This is a genomic window from Roseivirga sp. 4D4 (genome assembly GCF_001747095.1).
Classification (GTDB): Bacteria; Bacteroidota; Bacteroidia; order Cytophagales; family Cyclobacteriaceae; genus Roseivirga.
The window spans coordinates 1,045,218-1,068,333 of sequence record NZ_MDGP01000001.1 but is presented as its reverse complement, the minus strand read 5'-3'; the positions used below and the strand labels follow the sequence as shown (position 1 = coordinate 1,068,333).

The 23,116-nt window shown below is 40.6% G+C and carries 23 protein-coding genes; 15 read left to right on the top strand and 8 right to left on the bottom strand.

Annotated features, from left to right (window positions below):
- The first annotated feature begins 167 nt into the window (after positions 1-167).
- The 7 genes from BFP97_RS04630 to BFP97_RS04600 all read left to right on the top strand — a co-directional run bounded on the left by BFP97_RS04630 (position 168) and on the right by BFP97_RS04600 (position 8,318).
- Entirely contained in the window at positions 168-509 is a 342-nt protein-coding gene (locus tag BFP97_RS04630; RefSeq protein WP_069841291.1) for a hypothetical protein, read from the top strand.
- A gap of 183 nt (positions 510-692) precedes the next feature.
- Entirely contained in the window at positions 693-1,262 is a 570-nt protein-coding gene (locus BFP97_RS20915; RefSeq protein ID WP_069841290.1) for a 2'-5' RNA ligase family protein, read from the top strand.
- On the top strand, positions 1,263-2,480 hold the full coding sequence (dinB, locus tag BFP97_RS04620; protein ID WP_069841289.1) for a DNA polymerase IV: 1,218 nt from the start codon (positions 1,263-1,265) through the stop codon (positions 2,478-2,480).
- 126 nt (positions 2,481-2,606) lie between these two features.
- Positions 2,607-2,843, top strand: a complete 237-nt coding sequence (locus BFP97_RS04615) for a four helix bundle protein (RefSeq protein ID WP_139135180.1) — start codon at positions 2,607-2,609, stop codon at positions 2,841-2,843.
- Between the two features lie 214 nt (positions 2,844-3,057).
- The gene (locus tag BFP97_RS04610; RefSeq protein ID WP_069841288.1) at positions 3,058-6,084 is read left to right on the top strand and encodes a DNA polymerase III subunit alpha; all 3,027 of its coding nucleotides are present in this window, start codon (positions 3,058-3,060) and stop codon (positions 6,082-6,084) included.
- Between the two features lie 54 nt (positions 6,085-6,138).
- A complete protein-coding gene (locus BFP97_RS04605; protein ID WP_069841287.1) occupies positions 6,139-7,452 on the top strand; it encodes a dipeptidase in 1,314 nt (437 codons plus the stop codon).
- A gap of 335 nt (positions 7,453-7,787) precedes the next feature.
- Positions 7,788-8,318, top strand: a complete 531-nt coding sequence (locus BFP97_RS04600) for a DinB family protein (RefSeq protein ID WP_069841286.1) — start codon at positions 7,788-7,790, stop codon at positions 8,316-8,318.
- Positions 8,319-8,322: 4 nt separating this feature from the next.
- Here the strand turns inward: BFP97_RS04600 and BFP97_RS04595 are convergent, their stop codons facing one another.
- Positions 8,323-9,108, bottom strand: coding sequence for a LytR/AlgR family response regulator transcription factor (locus tag BFP97_RS04595; protein WP_069841285.1), 786 nt, complete (start codon positions 9,106-9,108; stop codon positions 8,323-8,325).
- Complete coding sequence (locus BFP97_RS04590; RefSeq protein WP_139135179.1) at positions 9,101-10,228, bottom strand: sensor histidine kinase; 1,128 nt, start codon at positions 10,226-10,228, stop codon at positions 9,101-9,103. Before BFP97_RS04590 ends, BFP97_RS04595 begins: the two co-directional genes overlap by 8 nt.
- Before the next feature lie 168 nt (positions 10,229-10,396).
- On the opposite strand from BFP97_RS04590, the gene BFP97_RS04585 reads away from it, so the two are divergent.
- Positions 10,397-11,032 (top strand): DinB family protein, encoded by a 636-nt coding sequence (locus BFP97_RS04585; protein ID WP_069841283.1) that lies wholly within the window; start codon positions 10,397-10,399, stop codon positions 11,030-11,032.
- Positions 11,033-11,272: 240 nt separating this feature from the next.
- Here BFP97_RS04585 and BFP97_RS04580 read toward each other — a convergent pair whose 3' ends face one another.
- The 3 genes from BFP97_RS04580 to BFP97_RS04570 all read right to left on the bottom strand — a co-directional run bounded on the left by BFP97_RS04580 (position 11,273) and on the right by BFP97_RS04570 (position 13,619).
- Positions 11,273-12,013 (bottom strand): hypothetical protein, encoded by a 741-nt coding sequence (locus tag BFP97_RS04580; RefSeq protein WP_069841282.1) that lies wholly within the window; start codon positions 12,011-12,013, stop codon positions 11,273-11,275.
- A gap of 135 nt (positions 12,014-12,148) precedes the next feature.
- Positions 12,149-12,997 (bottom strand): DUF2911 domain-containing protein, encoded by an 849-nt coding sequence (locus BFP97_RS04575; RefSeq protein ID WP_069841281.1) that lies wholly within the window; start codon positions 12,995-12,997, stop codon positions 12,149-12,151.
- A gap of 85 nt (positions 12,998-13,082) precedes the next feature.
- Entirely contained in the window at positions 13,083-13,619 is a 537-nt protein-coding gene (locus BFP97_RS04570; protein WP_069844199.1) for a DUF2911 domain-containing protein, read from the bottom strand.
- 69 nt (positions 13,620-13,688) lie between these two features.
- Between BFP97_RS04570 and BFP97_RS04565 the strand changes: the two genes are divergently transcribed.
- The 6 genes from BFP97_RS04565 to BFP97_RS04540 all read left to right on the top strand — a co-directional run bounded on the left by BFP97_RS04565 (position 13,689) and on the right by BFP97_RS04540 (position 19,553).
- Positions 13,689-14,285: a DNA-3-methyladenine glycosylase gene (locus tag BFP97_RS04565; RefSeq protein WP_069841280.1), complete on the top strand. Its 597-nt coding sequence runs from the start codon at positions 13,689-13,691 to the stop codon at positions 14,283-14,285.
- Positions 14,267-15,202, top strand: coding sequence for a 2-hydroxyacid dehydrogenase (locus tag BFP97_RS04560; protein ID WP_069841279.1), 936 nt, complete (start codon positions 14,267-14,269; stop codon positions 15,200-15,202). The genes BFP97_RS04565 and BFP97_RS04560 overlap by 19 nt, the downstream gene beginning before the upstream one ends.
- A gap of 123 nt (positions 15,203-15,325) precedes the next feature.
- Complete coding sequence (locus tag BFP97_RS04555) at positions 15,326-15,664, top strand: PadR family transcriptional regulator (RefSeq protein ID WP_069841278.1); 339 nt, start codon at positions 15,326-15,328, stop codon at positions 15,662-15,664.
- Positions 15,651-18,290, top strand: a complete 2,640-nt coding sequence (locus BFP97_RS04550) for an ABC transporter permease (protein ID WP_069841277.1) — start codon at positions 15,651-15,653, stop codon at positions 18,288-18,290. Before BFP97_RS04555 ends, BFP97_RS04550 begins: the two co-directional genes overlap by 14 nt.
- A gap of 80 nt (positions 18,291-18,370) precedes the next feature.
- Positions 18,371-19,054, top strand: a complete 684-nt coding sequence (locus BFP97_RS04545; RefSeq protein ID WP_069841276.1) for a hypothetical protein — start codon at positions 18,371-18,373, stop codon at positions 19,052-19,054.
- A 67-nt stretch (positions 19,055-19,121) separates the two neighbouring features.
- Positions 19,122-19,553: a hypothetical protein gene (locus tag BFP97_RS04540; RefSeq protein WP_069841275.1), complete on the top strand. Its 432-nt coding sequence runs from the start codon at positions 19,122-19,124 to the stop codon at positions 19,551-19,553.
- Between the two features lie 171 nt (positions 19,554-19,724).
- Here the strand turns inward: BFP97_RS04540 and BFP97_RS04535 are convergent, their stop codons facing one another.
- The 3 genes from BFP97_RS04535 to BFP97_RS04525 all read right to left on the bottom strand — a co-directional run bounded on the left by BFP97_RS04535 (position 19,725) and on the right by BFP97_RS04525 (position 21,947).
- Positions 19,725-20,309: a hypothetical protein gene (locus tag BFP97_RS04535; RefSeq protein ID WP_069841274.1), complete on the bottom strand. Its 585-nt coding sequence runs from the start codon at positions 20,307-20,309 to the stop codon at positions 19,725-19,727.
- A 54-nt stretch (positions 20,310-20,363) separates the two neighbouring features.
- Positions 20,364-21,185, bottom strand: coding sequence for a hypothetical protein (locus BFP97_RS04530; protein ID WP_069841273.1), 822 nt, complete (start codon positions 21,183-21,185; stop codon positions 20,364-20,366).
- An 81-nt stretch (positions 21,186-21,266) separates the two neighbouring features.
- The gene (locus BFP97_RS04525; RefSeq protein ID WP_069841272.1) at positions 21,267-21,947 is read right to left on the bottom strand and encodes a tetratricopeptide repeat protein; all 681 of its coding nucleotides are present in this window, start codon (positions 21,945-21,947) and stop codon (positions 21,267-21,269) included.
- A 95-nt stretch (positions 21,948-22,042) separates the two neighbouring features.
- Here BFP97_RS04525 and holA point away from each other — a divergent pair, with 95 nt between their 5' ends.
- Positions 22,043-23,065, top strand: a complete 1,023-nt coding sequence (gene holA, locus BFP97_RS04520; RefSeq protein ID WP_069841271.1) for a DNA polymerase III subunit delta — start codon at positions 22,043-22,045, stop codon at positions 23,063-23,065.
- Positions 23,066-23,116: the final 51 nt, after the last annotated feature.

The window sequence follows — 23,116 nt, the reverse complement described above, 5'->3', positions numbered from 1 at the left end:
ATTTACTTTAACAAGTCTTATAGCAAGTATAAGACCCGAAAAAAACAATTAAATAGCCAAACACCGGTTTTCCAGCCGAGGGTTTGATATTAAAGTAAATCCGTTGGCCAGCGGCTGACGAATCTACTTTTGTATCTGCTATTAGTCATCGAATATAGAAATGAGGAATGTATATTCAAAAACATCATTGGTTTTATCGATGTAGGATAGAGCCACACAAAATTTACTACAAAGCACGAAATCTCTGGTTAAGAAGACTTATTCTACCTTGGAGCATTGCCAGGCGACTTGAAATCGAAACCTCTCAGATAGAGAGCTTCGAAGTTGCTCCATGTTGGTTAGGCTTTGTTATTTCTATTATGCCGAAACAATCAAAGACCTTAGGTTCTGAAAAAATGGTAAGACTATGGTTTGGCTATGACCCCCAGACTGTGGTTTACCTTATTGAAATCTTAGCTGGCCTTAAAGAAGAAAAGAAGATCGAATTACTAAGACGTACAGGTTCTTAAGTAATCAATATGACAAGCTAGTGACCTTAAGAGAATCAATCTAGCTTTTCGTAAACGGACGATTCGCCTGTTTTGGGGAGGACTCCATAGAAGCTAAAAGTCATGACATTAGTTAGATTTTATCTAATATTTTTAGTAACTAATAATTTTAGCTAAGTTTATGCTCCAATCAATAAATCAAGCATGTTGGAGTCAAACAGTCTATACTATTATTTAATAGTTATAAACCCTTCTGACCATGTCAGTAAAGAAGTAAGATGGATTAAGTCAGAATTTGCAGAGCGGTATGGTAGGTACAAGAGTCTTTATTCTCTTCCTCACATAACCATTACCAACTTCTTTCAGAGCTTAGATAGAAATGATCGAATACTTGAATGCATTGCTGACACTGTAAGTACAATACCGGCATTTGATGTCTCTTTATCAGGTTTTGATTTCTTTGATAGCAACAATACACTTTTCATTGACATAGAAGATAAGACCTCATTAGTAAGCTTATATAGCTCACTATGGTGCGAACTATACTTGAATTGGGTTCCCCTTAGCTTCTTTAAGAGCACCTACATACCTCATTTAACTATTGGTAGGACACTATCTAGTCGTCAGTTTATAGCATCTCAAAACGAATTCTATAGGCGTTCATATCGTAACAGTTTTAAAGCGAAGTCCCTTACCGTTTTAGGAAAAAATAGCCTTATGGCTAAATGGGACTGCATAGCAGATTTTCCCTTTAAACAATCACATATAAACTAAATGTCTACAGATAAAACCATAATGCACATGGATTTGGATACATTTTTTGTGTCTGTAGAGCGGTTATTGGATAGTCGTTTAAATGGAAAACCTGTGCTTATTGGTGGAGTAACCGATAGAGGTGTAGTAGCAGCCTGTAGCTATGAAGCCAGGGCCTTCGGAATACACTCAGCCATGCCTATGAAGAAGGCTAAGGAGCTTTGTCCCGAAGCGATTCAGATTCGTGGAAACTCAGGCACTTACTCCAAATACTCTGAAGATGTGACATCCATCATTAAAGAGACAGTACCGCTTTATGAAAAGACCTCAATTGATGAATTCTATGCTGATCTAACAGGTTTGGACAAGTTTCATAACAGTTATCAAATGGCGACAGAGTTACGCCAGCGCATTAAAAAAGATACTGGACTGCCCATATCCTTCGGCCTGTCAAAGAATAAAACAGTTTCAAAAGTAGCTACAGGTGTTGCTAAGCCCGATAACCTGCTGAAGATAGAGTATGGCACTGAAAAGCCTTTTCTGGCACCACTATCCGTGAGCAAAATTCCAATGGTGGGAGAGAAGACTCAACAGACGCTCTTTAGCCTTGGGGTAAAGAAGATTAAGACCATCCAGGAAATGCCTGTAGAACTGATGGAGAAAGTACTGGGTAAGAATGGTGTAAGCATTTGGAAGAAAGCTAATGGTATCGATAATGCACAGGTAGTTCCATACAATGAAAGGAAGTCAATTTCAACAGAAAGAACCTTTGACAAAGACACTATTGATGTACTTAAACTCAAAGGAATTCTTTTGGCCATGGCCGAAAACCTGGCTTTTCAACTAAGGAGAGGTCTTAAATTGACAGCCTGTGTCACAGTGAAAGTTAGGTATTCGGATTTCAATACCTATACACTTCAGTCCCGAATTCCATATACCTCAGCCGATCACGTATTGATTGCCAAAGTGATGGAACTCTTCAATAAGCTTTATAATAAGAGGTTGTTAGTCAGGCTAATAGGGGTGAGATTTAGTCATTTAGTTGAAGGTGGATATCAAATCAACTTATTTGAAGATGCAGAAGAAATCATCAGCCTCTATCATGCTATGGATAAGATCAGAGACAAGTTTGGCGACCGTAAAGTAATGCGTGCCTATGGCATAGGTGCTAAGACCATCAGCAGGTTTAATCCATTTACAGGAGAGCCGCCACCGTTGCTTGCTAATCGAAGACAGTGATGGGGTTACGAGTTGTGAGCCGCGAGCTATGAGAAATTAGTTACGAGCTATGAGCTCCGAGTGACAAGCTATAAGCTGCAAGTGCGAATAATTAGAGTGATCGATTATAGACATAGAAGATAAAGGATGAGAGACTTCAAGAAGTTGAAGATTTGGCAAAGTGGGATCCAGTTAGTAGAACAGGTTTACCAAGTCACAAATACGTTTCCTAATGCCGAGAAGTTTGGGTTGACAAGTCAAATGACAAGAGCAGCAGTTTCTATTCCATCAAATATCGCGGAAGGAGGCGCTAGGAACAGCCAAAAGGAATATAAGCGTTTTCTAGAAATAGCACTTGGTAGCGCTTTTGAGTTGGAAACTTAGTTGATAATAACCGAAAAACTTGGATGGATAAAGGGTGATGGATATGAACTTCTTATGAAGTTCCTTATTGAAGAACAAAAAATGATCTCAGGCTTTATAAGGCAACTAAAGACCTAAACACTTGAAGCTTGAAACTAGTATTTTGAAGCTCAATAATAAAATATGAATAAAACAACATATGTAAATATTTATTAATACATATACATAAATATTAATGTATTTAAATTCTCACACATATTATAGCTTCAAATACGGCACCATCAATACTAAGGAATTGCTTCTGCAAGTACAAAGGGCAGGGGTGAATCGTTTTGCACTCACGGATATTAATAGCACTGCAGCTTCTCTGAATTTCGTTCGCTTATCTGCTAAATACGATGTTAAACCAGTATTAGGGATTGATTTTCGTAATGGAGCAAATCAGCTTTTTGTGGGGATTGCCAAGAATAATGAAGGTTTTAAAGAGCTTAATGATTACCTGTCTGTTTACTTGCATTCCGGAGAACCTATCCCTGCCAGGGCGCCAGAGTTTAAGCATGCTTATGTGGTGTATCCCTTTAGTAAATACACTGGCTTCAAACTAAAAATATTAGAGTTTGTAGGAGTAAAGCCTACTGATTTACCTCGACTGGTCTATCCACCGCATCAAATGGATAAGGCTAAAATGGTGGTGCTTCAGACCCTTACTTTCCGGAGTAAGGTAAATGATCTAGGTAAGCGGGAGGTATTGAAAAGAGACTTCAATGCACACCGTCTACTCAGAGCGGTAGATAATAATACCTTGCTCAGTATGCTTCCAAAATCAGAGGAAGGGAGCCCAGAAGATTTCATCTACCCACTAGATGAATTGCTTGATCTATATAAGGACCATCGTTATATGATTGAGAACACAGAGCAACTGCTAGCTGATTGTTCTATTCACTTTGACTTTGAAGGAGAAGGACTCAATAAGAATCAGAAATGCTATACCAATAGTGAGCAGGAAGATTATGAGTTGGTGGAGCGACTATGTCATGAAGGTTTACCTTATCGTTATAAGAACCCTGATGATAAGATTCTAAAACGTATCAAAACAGAGCTTGACGTGATCAAGCAGCAGGGCTTTATGTCTTACTTTCTCATCAATTGGGATATCTGCAAGTATGCCCGAAGCAAAGGCTATTTCTATGTTGGGCGTGGGAGTGGAGCTAACTCTGTAGTCGCTTATCTTTTAAGAATTACGGATGTAGACCCGATCGAACTGGATCTTTATTTTGAAAGGTTTATCAATCTCTATCGGCAAAACCCTCCGGATTTTGATGTTGACTTTTCTTGGAAAGACAGGGAGGATATCACGCAATATATCTTTAACCGTTTTCCTCATGTAGCCTTATTAGCGACTTATAGCACATTTCAATTTAGGGCAGTAGTGCGTGAATTGGGCAAGGTTCTAGGAATTCCGCCACATGAGATTGACCACATTCAAAAGGCTAAACTTAGTGAGTTAGATGATGTTCACAAACTTGTCCTTCGCTATGGTAAATATATAGAAGGATTTCCTAGTCACTTAAGTATTCATGCCGGAGGAATTCTTATTTCTGAGAAGCCTTTACATTATTACACAGCAACTGACTTGCCTCCAAAAGGCTTTTCAACTACTCATTTTGATATGGTCATTGCCGAAGACATCGGTCTTTACAAGTTTGATATCCTGAGTCAGAGGGGCCTTGGAAAAATTAAAGACAGCCTTGAAGTAGTTCGGAGAAATCATCCAGATCATGAGCTCATAGATATTCATGATATCTCAAGGTTTAAAGAAGACCCTAAGGTGAAAGCCATGCTCAGAGAAGGGAAGGCCATAGGTTGCTTTTATGTAGAGTCCCCTGCTATGCGCATGTTACTTAAAAAGCTTCGGGTAGATGAATACCTGGGCTTAGTAGCAGCCAGTTCAGTCATACGTCCTGGTGTAGCGAAGTCAGGCATGATGCGACAATACATCCTTCGCTTTAGAGAACCGCATAGGAGAGAAGAAGCACATCCTATACTCCGAGATATTATGCCGGAGACCTATGGGGTCATGGTTTACCAAGAAGACGTGATTAAGGTAGCTCACTACTTTGCCGGACTTACGCTTGGAGAAGCAGATGTCTTGCGAAGAGGTATGTCGGGCAAATACCGATCGAGAGAAGAATTTCAAAAAGTAAAAGCGAAGTACTTTGAGAACTGTCTCAATAAAGGACATAGCTATCAATTGGCAGCAGAGGTTTGGCGACAGATAGAGAGTTTTGCAGGCTATGCTTTTGCCAAAGGCCACTCCGCATCTTACGCAGTGGAAAGTTATCAGAGTCTATTTCTCAAGGCTTATTACCCTTTAGAGTACATGGTGGCTACTATGAACAATGGTGGTGGTTTTTATCGTGTAGAACTCTATGCGCATGAAGCCTATATGCATGGTGGTGATATTCAGGCGCCTTGTGTAAACCAAAGTGAATACCTCTGTACCATATATGGTAAAACCATCTTTATGGGCTTAGCTTTTGTGAGTGAATTAGAAAAGACCACTGCTGAGGAAATATTAAGAGAACGCTATGGAAATGGTGTGTTTATGGGCTTTGATAATTTCTTAAAGCGCGTGAATATTTCTTTGGATCAATTAAGTCTGTTGATCAAAATAGGTGCTTTTAGATTTACAGGACAAACAAAGAAAGCCTTGCTATGGGAAGCTCATTTCCAGTTGGGAAGCCACAAGAAAACCAATCCAGTGAGAATGCTATTCGATCCTGAAGTCAAACGCTTTGAGCTTCCCGAACTCAGTTATGATATTTTGGAAGATGCTTTCGATCAGCAAGATCTATTAGGCTTTCCACTATGCAACCCTTTTGACCTCTTAAAAGAGCAACCTCCAAGGAATGTATTGGTACGCGAGATGGACCAGCATATCAATAAGACCGTTCGAATGATTGGCTATTTGATTCATATTAAGAATACCAATACCTCTAATGGTAAAAGAATGCAATTCGGCACTTGGTTAGATCGGGAGGGTTACTTTATTGACAGTACACATTTCCCATCTGTAGCAGCACGATACCCATTTAGAGGCAAAGGTATCTATGAGCTAACAGGTAAAATTGTAGAAGAATTTGACTTCCTGAGTTTAGAAATGATCGCTATGCGAAAACTCCCTTACGTACATGACCCTCGCTATGCCGAAGAACCCAGACATGCAACAATGGGTATAGCTAATTTCCTTCCACCCACATAAATCTGCCTGTGCATTTCTTAAAACATACTTAGGTTTGGGTAAAACCAACCTAAAATGAGAAGACTAACCTATTTTTTAGCCGCCTTGGCTTTAGTGTTTACAGCTTGTGAACCTAAAGAGAAATCAGTTGATGAAATGACGGAAGCAGAATTGCTGGAGTATGCCAAAGGCATTCATGAGCGTGTTATCACACTGGATACGCATGATGATATTAATACCACCAATTTCACTGAGGATAATAACTATACCAAGAAACTCCCTACACAAGTAAATCTTCCTAATATGGAAGAGGGCGGTCTAGACGTAGCCTGGTTTATAGTTTATACCGGACAGCGAGAATTAACAGATGAAGGTTTTGATCGTGCCTATGCCAATGCGGATGATAAGTTTAAAGCCATTCACCGATTAGCTGAAGAAATAGCGCCAGATAGAATTGAAATAGCCTATTCTTCTGACGATGTCAGAAGAATTAATGCTACAGGAAAGAAAGTTGCGATGATCGGAATCGAGAACGGTTATCCGATCGGTAAAGACATCAATAGAGTAAAGGAATTCTATGATCGTGGTGCACGCTACATGTCTCTAGCACATAATGGACATAGTCAATTAAGTGACTCTAATACGGGAGAAAGAGACAGTGTTTGGCTGCATAATGGCCTAAGTGATCTAGGCCGAGAGGTGATTGCTGAGATGAACAAATGGGGAATTATGATCGACTTATCGCATCCCTCAAAAGTGGCTAACATGGAAATGATGAGGCTTTCCAAAGCACCTGTGATTGCATCTCATTCAGCGGCTAGGGCCATGAATGATGTGAGCCGTAATCTAGATGATGAACAGTTAATGATGTTGAAAGAGAATGGCGGAGTGATTCAGACAGTGGCATTTAAAAGTTACTTGAACTCAGAAAAGCATAGAGCTAATCGTACAAGATCAAGTGAAGTGATTGCGCAGATTGCAGAGGAAGAAGGCTTTGAGATTAAACCTGGCAGTTTGTTTAGGGCAATGAGTCGAAATGAACGAACTGCCTATTTTGATGAATACAATGCCTTTCAAGAAAAGCACAAGGAACGTATCGATGCTGAGATCAATAGCGTAGCTCCACCAGTAAATGTTTCAGATTTCGTAGATCACATTGATTACTTGGTCAAGAAGATTGGAATAAAGCATGTTGGCATTAGTTCCGATTTCGATGGAGGCGGGGGCGTTGAAGGCTGGGATGATGCTTCAGAAACTTTCAATGTAACTTTGGAATTGGTAAGAAGAGGCTATTCCGAAGAAGAAATAGGTATGATTTGGAGCGGTAACCTGTTACGTGTATTAGACGAAGTGCAATCAATTGCCAAGCAAATTCAGGCTGCCGGATAAGACATTTAATATTCACAGTTTAGGGAGTCGATTGACTCCCTTTTTTATTGTCTTTTTGTTTGGCGAAATGGAAATCCTGCTCTTTATTTGTATTTAGATTAAGTCTAAATAAGAATGCTGAAATTTGAGGAGTTTGAAGAGGAGCAGGTGAAGGACGCAAGTCCATTTTCTACATTCATTGGCGGTCAATGCGACTGTTCTTTAAAGAAGTGCTGCAAGAAGTACAAGAAGAAGAGTAAGAAGATGTGCAAGAGCTGTCCTAAGCGATAATCTCTTATTTAATACAATAGAACTTAGTCCAATTCTATTTATCTTTTCATTACAATTCTCTCAATATGAAAAGGTTACTAAGTACTCTGGCACTTTTTTTCCTATTGTCCATACCTCAACTTTCTTATGGGCAAACCGGATTAATCAACGACATTCTATCTACCTGGGACAAGCACGCTGAGATGAATAGCCTGCTGATGACGGCAGTTAAAGATGACTATTTAAGGGATACTACAACTTCCGGAGGCCGCAATATTGCCGATCAGTTTGCACACTTGCATAATGTAAGAATGATGTGGCTTTCTGAGCTGGCTTCTGAGGCTCAAGCAGAGGGCTTGGATACCGAAATCGACAATGTCGAAAGCCTCAAGTCCGGCTATGTAAGTGATCAACTGACCAAGTCCAATCAACTTTTAAGAAGCGTGCTTTCGGATGCACTTAAAAGAAACGAGAAGAATTGGCCCATGTCTCCGGTACGATTTATGGGTTACCTTATATCACATGAATCCCATACCAGAGGGCAAATCATTCTGGCCTTAAAGCAATCAGGACATCCCGCACCGCCTCAGGTAGCTTTCGGGATTTGGCAATGGTAAGGAGCTACTTGTATTGATTTAGAATAAACTCAAGTCGGTCTTTATATCCTCTACTGAGTTTTAGCGTCTTCCCAGCCTTAAGATTGATCATATATTCTCCATGAAAATAGGGTTCGATACTATCGATTTGATCAACATTCACCATATGGGATTTATGAATCCTTAAGTGGGTTGTTGGGTCGAGTAAGCCTTCGAGTTGCTTTATAGAAAGGTTGGTGATTTGCATGCCTTTGGATAAATGAAGCTTACAAAAAGCCCCTTCACTTTCAACCCATATTACTTCCTCCACAGGCACAAACTTGATCACACCTCTGTGTTTGCACCCGACTTTCTTTAGGTATTTCGAATCACCTTTGCCGATAAGTATTTCTTCAAAGACGCTTAGTAGATCATCTAGTTTGTTAGCTTCACTATTGATCCTTGCTTTAAATTTATCTCTGATTCTGATTAATGCCTTGCTAAACCTTTCTTCATCGAATGGCTTGAGAATATAATCGAGGGCGTTTTCTTCGAATGCCTGCACCGCGTATTTATTATATGCCGTGACAAAGACTATCGTTGGTAATGGAGCATTGAGTTGACTAATTAACTCTATGCCAGAGATCTCGGGCATTTCAATATCGAGAAAGACCAGTTGGGGCTTTAGGCTTTCAATTTTCTCTATGGTGTCAAGCCCATCACCACACTCAGCCACAACCTCAAAATCATCTTCCTTTTGCAAGAAATGAGATATTACCTGTCGTGCGACTGGCTCGTCATCTGCGATTAGTACAGAAATCTTGTTACTCATGAATTAGCTGACTTGAAGTAGGTAAATCCAATATAGTCATTACACCTTTACCTGAAGTATCACTTTCTATTTGGAAACGATAGTCATTTCCATAGAGACGATCCAGTCTGTTCTTAATGTTTTGTAAACCAATTCCTTTCTCCGATTCATGATCATATGATGGGCCGTCATTATAAAGTTGAATTGATAACCGATCGTCAGACATTGATATGGATAATTTGATCAACGATGCCGATTTACTCTTCGCGATCCCATGTTTAACCGCATTTTCAACCAGGGGTTGCAATAACAAATTCGGGACATTGAGTGCGAGGCAATCGGATTGAACATCTTTCTCAATTACCAGTCGATCCTGGAAACGGACGGATTCAATTTCCAGATACAAATCAAAGAATTCCAACTCTTTGGCTAGTGATACCAGTTGATGTTCTTCAAAGTCCAATGTCCTTCTAAGGAAATCTCCCAATCGGGTTGTTACATTGGCCGATGACTCATTTTGTCCAATAAGGGTAAGCGATGAAATGGTATGAAGCGTATTAAAGAGAAAATGAGGGTTCAATTGAAGCTTGAGTGCCTGTAATTGTGCTTGTGTTAGCTCGTTCTGCAATTGATCGTTTTTGAGTTGAGCCAAAGCCAGGTCAAGTTCATTTTTCTTACGAATGCCATAAGCTCTAACACTTATGATAATGGCCAAAACGAAGAGGTAGATCAAAGTATCATTAGAAATCCTTGAGAAGAAATAAGGACTGTATTCCTGAATGTTCGTGTTTCTCAGATCTATATAACCGTGAGTCATAAACATATAAATCAAGGTGATATTGGTCATGATGAATAGCAGTCCCAGACCGAAAAACACATAAGCCAATAACGGTTTTAAGAAGTCATTGACACTTATTGGGTACTTGTTCACCATATGAAGAATGAGAGGAGTAACGATCGCCCAGAAATACCATATCGGAATTTGTCCTTTAAAGACAAACCACCATGTTGTGGTTACGCCATTTTTAACCCCATTAAAGTAGAGTTGTGTGCTCAGAAACACTGCCACGAATGTCCAGAACATAAAGAGCACTAGCCATTGCCTCCACCGAATACTCTTGTATGTTTCTATGATGCGCAACTCCTGAAAATAGGGTTTAATAAAACAAATTAAGCAATTCTCGATTCCAACAGTCCTTCAAACTGAACCAAGCGCTCCTTAAGCCACTTAAAGAGGCCTATTTCTATAAAGATCTTATCACAAGCGTACCATCTTGGGTTTGGAGTTTTGTGATCAATCTGAGCCCAGATGAAAGTCAATCAGGCCACTTCAGACTTTCTGATCAACTCGAATAGGTGGTTTCGCGCTTCATTAGCTAAAACAATTATGACTATGAAAATGAAATTCACGTTAAAAAGAACATTGATGGTTTTGGTGCTATTGGGTATCCAGCTATCGACCAAGGCCCAAGCCATCACAGCAGATGATGTATTGAAAACTTGGGACAATGTAACAAGGATGGTAGTAGAGTCTGCCAAATTGATGCCGGCAGAACACTTTGATTATTCACCAGGAGACCCGTTAAGAAGCTTTGCGGATCAAATCAATCATACCACACGATCGAATATCGGTTTTGCAGCCAGTGTAAAAGCCGGTCAGCCGAACTTTCCTGTTGACCCTAGAAACCCGCCTAAAGACAAGGAGGGAGTCATTGATCTCTTGGAGAAGTCATTCCAACACTTTAGAAGTGGACTTGAGAAGTTGTCTACTGAAGATTTATCGGAAACTGTCCCTTGGGGCAGACGGGGAAGCCAAAAGCAAATCACACGCTTGAAGGCAATTCTGATTGTCACAAGCCATTTGCAAAGAGAACATGGCAAGACCATGATTTACTTAAGAGAAAAGGGAGTTGCACCAGCACCGGCCGGCAGTTGGGTGTTTTAGTTGAAAGCTTTGATCTGAAGGCACTGAAAACGCGAGGTGAACTGGACCATGACTTTCACCAGAACCAAATAACACGAGTCCGAGAGACTCAAAAGAACTTCGTTTCATGGTTGTAAACTGAAGTATTCTGATTCTCAACGGGGTCAGAAAAAAAGGGGGCGAAAGCCCTCTTTTTAATTGTAGACAACCATAATTAATAATGGTATTAGAGGTATAGGCTTTTGCTAATTCAGGACTGCCTTATCCAGCTTGATATTTCCATTTGAACCTGACACCGCTATTCTTCATTTCGAGGAAAACTGGTCTCTCCTTGTGCAGCCAAAAAGTTTTCAGTCTGCTGCCATCAGAAATGATTTTCCATACTTTGATCCACTTCCCATCAAGTTTGTAATCCTCTTCAGCTACGACTTCTACATTCGCCCAAACGATTTTTGAACCGTCAGCTAATTCTAACATAGGCAAGGATGCAGTATAGCCAACTTCTAAGGGTAGGGCACTTAAGATATAGTGTAGAGTAGCTGGTTCAAATACTTCGTGGCTATAGGACTTATTATAGAGAAGTTCGGAATCAAGGCTGGAGTTTTCACCAGGAGTAATGGTTCCAGTTAAGGTGTTGTTAATAAAGTCGAGTCTTCCAGTGTAATCCGAAAAAGCATTATAGAACCATCTTTTCGTAACGCCCAAAGTTTTTGTAGAGAAGTATACTGAGTCTGGTGCTTCTTTACCGTTCACCTTAAAGTCAATAAAGAGACGATAATCTTCATCTGAGTTCACGGATGGTTTCGTGAGATTATAAACCATTGTGCCTCTGAATTTAGTATAGGTGATCTTTTGTGCTTCTACTTTGCTCAAATCGAGCTCGGAACTACCAGGGTAGACCTTGTGGTAAATGGCACCAGGGTGAACCGTAGTCTTTGAACTGCAAGAAATTAGGGAGGTGAGCAGTAAGATGCCACCATATAATTGATAAGGTTTTTGCATTTTTTAGCCCAAGTAATCAAGAGTATATGGTGGTCGAAAGTATTTAATACTCAGTGGGCATTTCTTGATATTGAACTGCTCTAAATCAAACAAAAAAGGGAGCGAAAGCTCCCTTTTTATGTACTAACAGTAGTGTTATTTTAAATCTGCAATCAACTTCTCATTAAGCCTTACATAGTCAGGATTACCTCCCGTTTTCGCTAATGCTATTGATTCTTTTGCTGTCGCGATAGCCTCACTCTTCATACCGAGTCTGGCTTGCAGTTTAGCTTTTAAGTGATATTCCCAATATTTCTTTTGTTCTCCACTACCTTCAATAGCTTTATTAGCCCAGGCAAGCGCTTGCTTTGAATCTCTTTCGGTATCATAGTAATAACCCGCTGCCTGGAAATAAACACCAGGGTTAGAAGGTGTAGCATCAATAACCTGTGCCTTGATGTCAGCCATTACGATGTCATCTACATCACTTTCAATGGTGAACATGGCTTTGGTATGTTCCCACTTCATATTGAGATTAGCCGAACTTCTGGTGAAATCCGAAAAACTCATGGTAAATGTCTCATAGTGGCTACTTGGGTGTTTCACTGGGACTTCAAATCTTAAAAGATCGTCTTTGGCATCATAGCCAAGCGATCCCCACCAAGTAAGGTTCTTGCTAAGAATTATAGTAGCAACTTCTTCAGTGAACATAGTATAGAGTGCATATTCACCCGCTGGAACGGCATTCCCGTTCAGTTTGACATCTGTGCTGAAAGTAATTTTAGTAGATGCATTAGCGCCAGTTCTCCAAACTTCATTATAAGGAATCAAGTTACCGGCCACTTCACGACCTTTAGCACTTGGGCGTGAGTAAACTACTTTAACCTCAGCTAAACCTACAGTCCCTTTCAATTCGAAAGTCGGGCTGGGAGGGGGCATTTTGATCTGTGCTATAGCACAAACTGAAAGTGTAAGTGCAATAAGTGTTAGTTGAATTCTTCTCATAGGTATCTTAATTATTCACACCAAAGATATAAAAAAAGCCTCCTACATATCCATGCAGAAGGCTTCTTTCAAAAGCTTATCTCGATTAGTTCTTAACGACAATCGGGAATTTTACCGAAACATTTCCCCAAGCCAATTCTAAGTTAGCTTTGTCCTTAGCTTTATTATCAAAGTCTGTAAGGTCAATTCTGAAAGTCTCTACAGAACCATCAGTAGTCGTTGCCTTTGCTGTGAAGCGTACTGCATCCTGTGATTCATCATACTGAGTTCCCCAGCTTTTCGCCTTGTTGATGATAATGGTCCATTCACCATCACCAGGGATCGAATACATAGAATACTCCCCAGCTGGTAAAGCTTTTCCACCAATAGTTACGTCCTTATTGAAGTTGATTTTGGTGTTTGCGTTAGCGCCCGTTCTCCATACTTTACCGTTAGGGGCAAGTGAACTTAAGGAACGACCCGCTAAACTAGGTCTTGAATAAATAATCGTCATTTCAGTATTACCAATAGCCTGTTTGACAGTAGCCGTAGGACTAGCAGCAGGACCTCTTTGTGCTAATGCACTATTTTGAAAGAAGACGAGTAATGCCAGTGAAGCGATAAGTGTTAAAGTTTTTTTCATTTTATTCATGGTTAAGTGGTTTCGATCCTTTAAACTGATTTCTCGGTTTTTGGTTGTCCTAATTTTAACATGAAGCTAAGTCCCACGTTTTATCAAAGCGAAAATGTCGTACAAGTTGCCAAGTCTTTGCTGGGAAAAGAATTGCACACCCATTTACGCGGAATACATACTTCGGGGATTATTACTGAAGTTGAGGCATATGCTGGTAGAGATGATAAAGCCTGTCATGCCAATAATGGATTAAGATCAAAACGGACCGAAATCATGTACCGTGCAGGTGGTGTAGCCTATGTCTACCTTTGCTATGGTATTCATCACTTATTCAATGTGGTGACCAATGTAGATGGTATGGCCGATGCAGTATTAATTAGAGCCATTCAACCATTGGATGGAATAGAAAGCATGTTGAAAAGGCGAAAGCTATCAGCGGCTGAATATAGATTAACTTCCGGGCCTGGCACCTTGACCGCAGCGTTGGGCATAAAAACAAAAGAACACTATGCAGCAGACCTTCAGGGTGATCAAATATGGATCGAAGATGCTCCAAAAGTTGGGGATAATTATATTGTGACCTCAAAGCGAATCGGTGTTGACTATGCCGAAGAAGACGCACTCAAACCTTGGCGATTTTACATTAAAGACAATCCATGGATAAGCAAAAAGTAGACATCCTTATTTCATCATCAGTATGGGACCCAAAACCTTGGGTAGAAGGTCTATCAAAATCAGACCTAGTTGGAAACATACATGTTTGGCCTACTCAGGCCGATCTTACGAATGTAAAGGTACTTTTCGTTTGGAAACCGCTTGATAAGGGAGTAATCGATTTGATACCCAATCTTAAATGGATCAGTTCGCTAGGGGCAGGAGTGGATCACTTAATGACAGACCCACAAATTCCTGAGCATATTCCAATCACCAGAATAGTCGATCCCTTTCTGGCTAGAGACATGACCAACTATGTCATTATGGGACTCATGATGCATCAGCGGAGTATGCTGAGGCATTTAGATAACCAAAAGTCTAAGACATGGGATAGAATAACTTATAAACCACTCAAAGTGGGAGTGATGGGGCTTGGAGCATTAGGAGGGCACCTTGCCGAAAAGCTAGTTGGTCTGGGCTTTGAAGTATTTGGCTATAGCCGAAGGCTAAAGCGTATAGAAGGGATAAAGTGTTTTGATGAATCTGACCAAAAAGAGTTCCTCTCGCATGCCGAAGTTTTGGTAAACCTATTACCCGTCACACCTCAAACGGTCAATATCCTCAACAAGCAACTCTTTAGTAGTCTTCCAAAAGGGGCTTATCTCATCAATGTGGCAAGGGGCAATCACTTAGTCGAATCAGACCTGATAAATGCGCTAGATGATGAACAACTCTCAGGCGCCTTGTTGGATGTCTTTTGGGAAGAACCTTTGCCTCCAAGCAACCCACTCTGGGAACACACCAAAGTGACTATCACTCCGCATGTGGCTAGCGTTACCACGCCAAATTCTGCCATTGCCTTGTTGCTCGATAACCTCAAGAGGCTTCGAGAGGATCGTGAGCTCTTGCATACAGTAGACTTGAACAAAGGCTACTAATTCATTACTGAGCATTTCCAGTTCAGTCACATGATCTAACGGTTCAGTACGGTAGTCATTTATTTAATTTGCAATAGTGAAACATATAGATTTCATTTACTATTGTGAAACAAATAAAAACCAATGGCTAGGATTAATATCGGGGAGTTCGAAGAGCTCGTGTTGCTAGTGGTCGCCATCCTTAATGACAATGCTTACGGCATTAGTGTAATGGAGGAGATAGAAGTTCAAACCAATCGTAAGATCAACATTAGTGCGGTGCATTCTGCCTTGGACCGATTGGAAGGCAAAGGATTCTTGAACTCTCATGTTGGCGGAGCCACCAAAGAACGGGGGGGTAGGAGAAAGCGGTATTTCAAGATTAATACAGCAGGCCAAGAGGCATTGAATTTCATCAGAGATCAGCGTAACAAGCTACATGATCAGATACCAAACTTAGGTTTAGAATATGTCTCAATTTGATCAGGAGCCTCCTCAGTGGGCCATCAGGTTTCTGCGATTCTATTGCAAACCCAGAGCCTTAGAAATCATTGAAGGAGATGCCTATGAACTGTTTTATAAAAGAATTGAAAGTGAAGGTATTCAGACCGCGCGTAAGAAATTCTCTTGGGATGTCCTTCGATTCTTTCGCTTACGATATATCAAAGGTCTGGAAGATATAAACTCTCTAAACAACATTGCTATGCTTAAAAACTATTTAAAAATCTCGATCCGCAGTTTGGTCAAGCAGCGGTTTTACTCATTCATCAATATCTCTGGTCTGGCCCTGGGTCTGGCCGCTTGCTTGCTCATAGTGCTTTACATTGGTCATGAACTGAGCTATGACAAATATCACAAGGACATTGATAAACTATTCTATGTCGCGAACAATCAATCAGGAGCATACACTCCCGCTAGATTGGGGATTCAAATGAAGCAAGACTTTCCAGAGGTGGCAGAGATTGCACGAATCCAAGGTCCGTACGCTCAAACCTTCATGGCTAATGGTCAGGCTTTTAAGGTTTCGAAAGGTTTTAATGCTGACTCTACATTTCACAGAATATTTTCTATTCAGTTCATAGAGGGCAATCCGGATGAGGCGTTAACGGAGCCTAATTCTATTGTGCTCACGAAGTCACTTTCCGATAGAATTTTCAACTATGAGAGTGCCTTGGGAAAAATTGTTACCGTAAATGGTGAGACAATTCAGGTAACGGGTGTAGTTGCCGACCCACCGAAGAACACTCACTTTGATTTCGATTATATCAATTCATACCCGAATGAGTCTTGGGTCACCATAGGTAATTGGACAGGGAACAACTTTTTTACCTATGCTAAACTCACCCCAGGTGCTACAGCGGAACAAGTAAAGGCTAGAATCCCTGATCTGGTTAGAGAACACATAGGACCAGAGTTAATAAAATATTCGGGGCATGCGAGTTTTGATGACTTTGTGGCTGCAGGTGGCAAGAAGACCTTCTCATTAATACCTATGTCAAAACTACATCTTCACTATCCAAACCTTGCTTTGAGATCAAGTGGAAGTATTGACAATGTATATGTTTTCGGGGCCGTAGCGCTCTTTATTCTGATTATCGCTTGTATCAACTTCATGAACTTGAGTACTGCTCGTTCTGCTATGCGATCAAAGGAGATCGGCATGAGAAAAGTACTCGGATCTCTCAGAAGTCAATTGATTAATCAGTTTCTATTAGAATCCTTTCTTGTTTGTACCTTGGCGACAGTTTTGGCACTTGTTATCGCCTCAGCAGTCTTGCCTTATTTCAATCAGTTGGCGAATAGGGAATTCAGTTACAGCGAGTTATTCGATATAAGCACTTTGGTGAGATTATTTGTTTTGATGCTTATCGTAGGGTTTTTGGCGGGATCTTATCCAGCATTCGTGTTGAGTGCGTTTAAACCAATAAAGGCCTTAAAAGGAGAGGCACAGAAAGGAAGCAAAGGGAAAGTGTTTTTAAGGCAAGGTCTGGTGGCTTTCCAATTCGCTATTTCCATTTTTCTACTCGTAAGCACAATAATCGTATATACCCAATTGCAGTTTTTGGGTAAACAAGAACTAGGCTTTAAGCCAGACCAGGTACTATTGGTAAAGAATGCTTTTCGTCTGGAAGACAAAGGTACTTCAATGATGAATCGTCTCAGGGCAATGCCCAGCATAGAGGCCGTCACACTCTCTAATCAATACCCATCAGGAAGTGTCTCTGATTGGGGTTATCAAACTGTAGAAGACAATCCGAGAAGTTATAGCTTCAATACCTTCTTTGCTACCGATCGGTTTATAGAAACTATGGGTATAGAATTGCTGGAAGGACGAAATTTCAATAATGATATGGTTTCAGATACGGCCAATATTATTGTCAATGAGGCAACAGTTCGCTGGTTAGGAGCAGACGATCCATTGGGGCAAAAGTTGAGCAGAGGGGATGGAGAAGATTACACAATAATTGGTATTATGAAGGACTTCAATTTCCGTAGTCTAAAGCAAGATATCAAGCCCTTTGTCCTTAGACTAATGGGAAAAGATGGTAGAATGGAAGCTGATTGGTTTGCAGGTAATTATCTCAGTCTAAAAGTCAGCGGAGATTATCAAAATACGCTAAAAGCTGTAGAAGACTTGTGGTATGAGACTGTGCCGGATGAACCATTTGAATACACCTTTTTAGACGAGTCATTTAATGCTCTGTATCAAGAAGAGGAGAGGTTTGGTAATCTATTTACCGCTTCTTCAGGCTTAGCCATTGCCATTGCATGTCTCGGCTTATTTGCATTAGCCGCCTTTACTCTTGAAAGGCGTTATAAGGAGATTGCCGTACGCAAAGTTTTAGGTGCATCTGTTCAGAAACTTACCCTAATGATAATCAGACAGTTTACCTGGTTGGTTTTGATTGGCGCCTTGATAGCGCTTCCTTTTGGTTTCCTTGTAATGAAAGACTGGCTCAGCGCATTTGCATATCAGATCGACTTGTCTAACCCAATCATTTGGTTGATTCCGGTATTGGCGGTTAGTACCATTGCCTGGTTGACCGTTGGTTACCAATCGGTTAAAACCGCTATGGGTAATCCGGTGAAAGCCCTTAGGAGTGAGTAACAAGGTATTTGATGATCACAATTTATTCCCTTTGTCCCATTAGGCGGCAAAGGGAATTTATGTTTGGATTAGATTGAATTATGATAAATAAGATAATCTATTCCACACTCTTAGTTTTTTGTGTCACCGGTCTAATCGCTCAAGATGTATTGACCAACACGCGTTTTGAAGAAGTCATACTGTCCAATGGCCGAAGTTTAAAATACGCGATTCACCTTCCCGAAGATTATGATGCATCAAAACCTTACCCTGCCATTATTGGACCAGGGGATGGGGTAAAGGAGGATTCACCTAGCTACTACTGGCATGGTACTCCTTCGAAATATGGATGGATTATAGTAGAGAGTTTGGCTCATTTTGGGTCGAATGGAGTCAGTCAGACCAGGCAGCTGATTGATCATATTAATGCGAACTACAATGTAGAAGGTGATAAATTTCATATGGTGGGTTTTAGTGCTAATAGTGCTAACTCCTTCAATGTAGGCATTGCGCTGGCCGATCGTTTTTACAGCCTTGTTGGAGTCGCTGGCTTTCCTAGGAAGAACCCGTCAGGTGCAGATTTGGAAAGAGTCAAGAACACCAAATTCTATTTTATTGTGGGAGACAGAGACAGGTATTGGATGAACGCCTCTAAAAAGGCACACGAATATCTCCTGCAGCAAGGTGTAGATTCTACAATAGAGATCATCAAAAACGGTCCACATGTACTTAAGCAAATCGATGGACAGCCCTTTATCGATTTAATGGAGAGGATGAGGAAGTGATCAAATTTTTCGGTGTGATTTAAAATGAGTTTTTGTAATTTCCATTTTAACCAAACCACACGTAAACATGGGAAGAGCAGAAAGGCGAGCAAATCGTCAAGCACGCAAAACACAAAGAAGAAGACTGATAGCGGCCGTTAAGAATGCTATTGAGAACAACACGATTACCTTCAAGCCAGATGATGATGGTGCAGAACCACCTTTTGCAGATGTCTTCAATCAGATATGGCCAATTTTGGACCCGGCTTTGAAGTTCACCGAAACCTATACCAACGATGCTACGGATGCTGTACTTCAGGAAGTATGGGCAGCCGGTAGTGCTATTGCCAATGGCGGGGGAGATGCAGATGCATCAGCTTTTCAAGCCAAGTTTGATCAAGTATGGGACAAGATTAGTTTCTACCTGGAACTGGCACAAACCTTTACCAATGACGCTACTGACAAAGTGATAGATGAGGTATTAGATATTGGAGACTGGATTGCTGGAGACGGTCAATAACACCTTTTAGAGCTGTCTTGGAAAATAATCAACGTCACCCTGAACCTGCCTGTAGCAGACAGGCTCGTTTCAGGGTCTGTTAGACTTCAATAAGAAATGACTTAGATTCTGAAATACCCCGAATTTTCGGAGCAGAATGACGAAAAACTCACCAAGACAGCTCTTTTTTTATTAATTGCCAGACCTGGGCGTAATCATAATATGTGCTCTGTAAAGACCCGGAAACATCACCCAAGGGTGCCCACCTCCATTGGGCTTTTCTGGTAAGCCTGTAGTCAATGACGTAGCAAGTGGTGTGTAGATTACATACCTGAAAGATCCACCTTCGACCAGCCCCGTTTCCGTATTGTATCGGGCATCCTTGCCATAATAGATTTGCAGAGTAGATCCATAACCGGGCTTTTGAAGAGAACCATCCATCATTTCCTTTTCACGGATATCGAATATCTCACCTCGATTTTTACCCTCAGCCTTTAATTCACGGCCACGAGCCATAAAAGGCTCTACATCCTTCGGGTAACACACTATTTCGAAGCCATCTTTGTTAGGATCATCTGCTCTTACAACAAAATTATTGGTGCCTTCTCGAAGGGTTATGAACTTTCCGTCATCATCAAAACCGTATACATGAGCACCGTCTCTGGCCTCAGCCGGAGCCGCTTGAACAGCCATTTTGATTTGATCTTCTTTATTCTTTTGAGCCAATGCGACAGTACTGATCAGCAATGTCAAAACGATAATATTGAGCTTTTTCATAGGTTGATTTTATCATTAATGAACGAAACTGAGAAATTAAGTTTAGCGAAATTATTATTCTCCAGTAATTCCATCTATTAAAAACACTTCATTGATGGATGAAGGAAGGAATAGGAAGAACATTAAAAACACAAAGCCCAAAACGAAACCAACACCTTTTCTAAAGCCTCTAAGCTGATAGTAATTCATCAACTTAATAAGAAAGTAGCATGATTGAATTAAGGGAAGAAAGTAAACGAAGAATATCAATGTGTTTGATTCGTCCGATGACACGTTCAATCCAAGAGGCCCGTTCACAATAAATGAGATGATGTAGATGGTAGCATATTGATAAATTAAAAAACCAATAAACACTCTCGCGTCCCTAGTCTTGATGCCAACAACTCTTTTCCAAAGCCACATTGCACCTATAAAAACAAATAGCAAGGCAACAAAGAAAAGGAAGAAAACCACCTGACTTATCCATTCTTCTTCAGTGGCATTGGTGGCAACTTCTTCTACCACCAAAAAAGTGAGCGATAGCATAAAAATACTTTTCATGAGATTAAAATCAGTGAAATAGCGAGCCTTTAAACCTTCTCCAGCCCGTTTCAAATTTTCTCTTTCAATATCACGGACATTTAGAGATATAGGCTTTATAATCCACTGAGATATGGTTTTCACGATAGACCAAAAAAGTTTAAAGTCCCCAAAAATAGAGTTACCTAAGCCCATGATAGTGTCTTTGATCTCTTGAATGAAATTATCCTTTGCCTCGATAATTTCTTCTTTGACATCGTCAATAAAATCGTCAGCTTCTTGTTTTACTTGATCAGTGAGGTTTTCAATTGAATTAACGCCTTGAAGTGCGTCAAGTGGATTTTTATCTCCGGACATGATGTAAGTGTGTTTTGGTTGATGAACAACAAATTACAAAAATCTGGAGCAAAGGAATATACAAGCCTTCTCTATGTTCGACTATTTCTTGCCTCGGTTTCCCTTAAAGAGATTCTTAGAGAACTCAGTAAAGTCCTTGAAGCCATCTTTTGTAAAGATTGATTTGATGACTTGCCCTCTGGATGGTTGCTTGCTTGAAGTTTCATCCGTGGGAGTAGGGGAATTTACTGGCTCAGTTTTATTCTCTGGTTTGTAGCCAACGAGTTCGTTCGACTTATCAAAACTCTTTTTGGCTTTATCCTGATACCCAAGCTTCTCTTCCACAAGTCCTTTATTGTTAAGCGCAATCGCATCTTCTGGGTCAAGTTCTATGGCTTTCTCATAATCGGCAATGGCACCCTCCAAGTCGCCAATTCGATCCTTAAAGAAGGCTCGGGAGGAGTAACGGTAAGGATTATTGGGTTCCAAAGCGAGTGCTTTTTCAAATGCTAAACTCGCTGAATCATTTTCATTATTTAAGTGAAGAGACACTGCATAATCTCCTATATATGAAGCATTTGAAGAGTCAATTTCAGTGAGTCTTTTGAAGTCAGTTAGTGACTCTTGAAGCTTACCAACTCTTGACAACGCTCTGGCTCTGTTGTACAAAGCCTCAACATTATTCTTATCTGATTCTAAAGCCTCAGTAAAGAATGAAACCCCTTTTCCAAAGGCTCCATTTCGACAAGATTCAATTCCTTTTTCAACTAATTTCGATGACATCTCAACCCGTTTGATGCAAATATAAACAGCTTATAAAAGTCTTAGTTCAATCACTCGAAAAATAGAAAGGACTGACTATATTTGATTCCAAATCTATGAGTCTGCATCCCGATCAGGTATTAAGCGATTTGAAGGCCGGAAAGTACGCTCCGGTATATTTCCTTCAGGGCGAAGAGTCCTTCTACATCGACCAAATTTCAGATTTTATTGAGACGAATTGTTTGCAAGAAGCCGAAAAAGGTTTCAACCAAACCATTATGTATGGCAAAGATGTGGTCATGAGTCAGGTGATTACCAATGCCAGACGTTTTCCAATGATGGCTGAACGTCAGGTAGTGATGGTAAAAGAAGCCAAAGACATTCAGGATATCGGCAAGGAGGAAGGGCAAAAGCTACTCATGGACTATCTCGATAATCCTGTGCCATCTACGGTTTTAGTCTTCGCCCACAAGCACAAGAAAGTAGATGGCAGAAAACCGCTGTCAAAAGCGCTGACAAAGAAATCACTCTTAGTCACTACGGCTAAGCTTAGAGATTATGAATTGCCTAAGTGGATCGAGGCTTATGTCAAGGACCAGGGGCTCAGAATTAACTATTCATCGGTACAACTACTGGCCGAATATATCGGTACCAATTTAGAGCGATTGAGTAATGAGATCAGCAAGGTGGCGATAAACCTAAAGGAGGGAGAGGAGATCAACGAAACCCTAATTCAGAAGTATGTCGGCATCAACAAAGACTATAATGTCTTTGAGCTGCAAAAGGCTATTTCTGAAAGAAATGTGCTTAAAGCGGGCAAGATTGTCAGCTACTTTTCAGCCAACATTAGAGCGCATTCCATTATCCCAATGATTGCCCTTTTGTATGGCTATTACACGAAATTATTAAAGGTGCATAGCGCAAAGGACAAATCTGATTCGGGATTGGCCAGGGCGATCGGTGTGCCGCCTTTCGTGGTCAAGGAGTATAAAATGGCGGCCTCTCATTATGCTTTGACTAAGGTGATGCAAAACATAAAGCATTTACACGAAGCGGATTTAAAGTCTAAAGGGGTCAATGCTGGGGCCATGAAAGAAGAAGAGGTGTTGAAGGAATTAGTATTTAAATTAATGCATTGATGTACTTGGTCGACAAGCTGACAATAATCATTGCCAAAAGGAGTTTAGAGT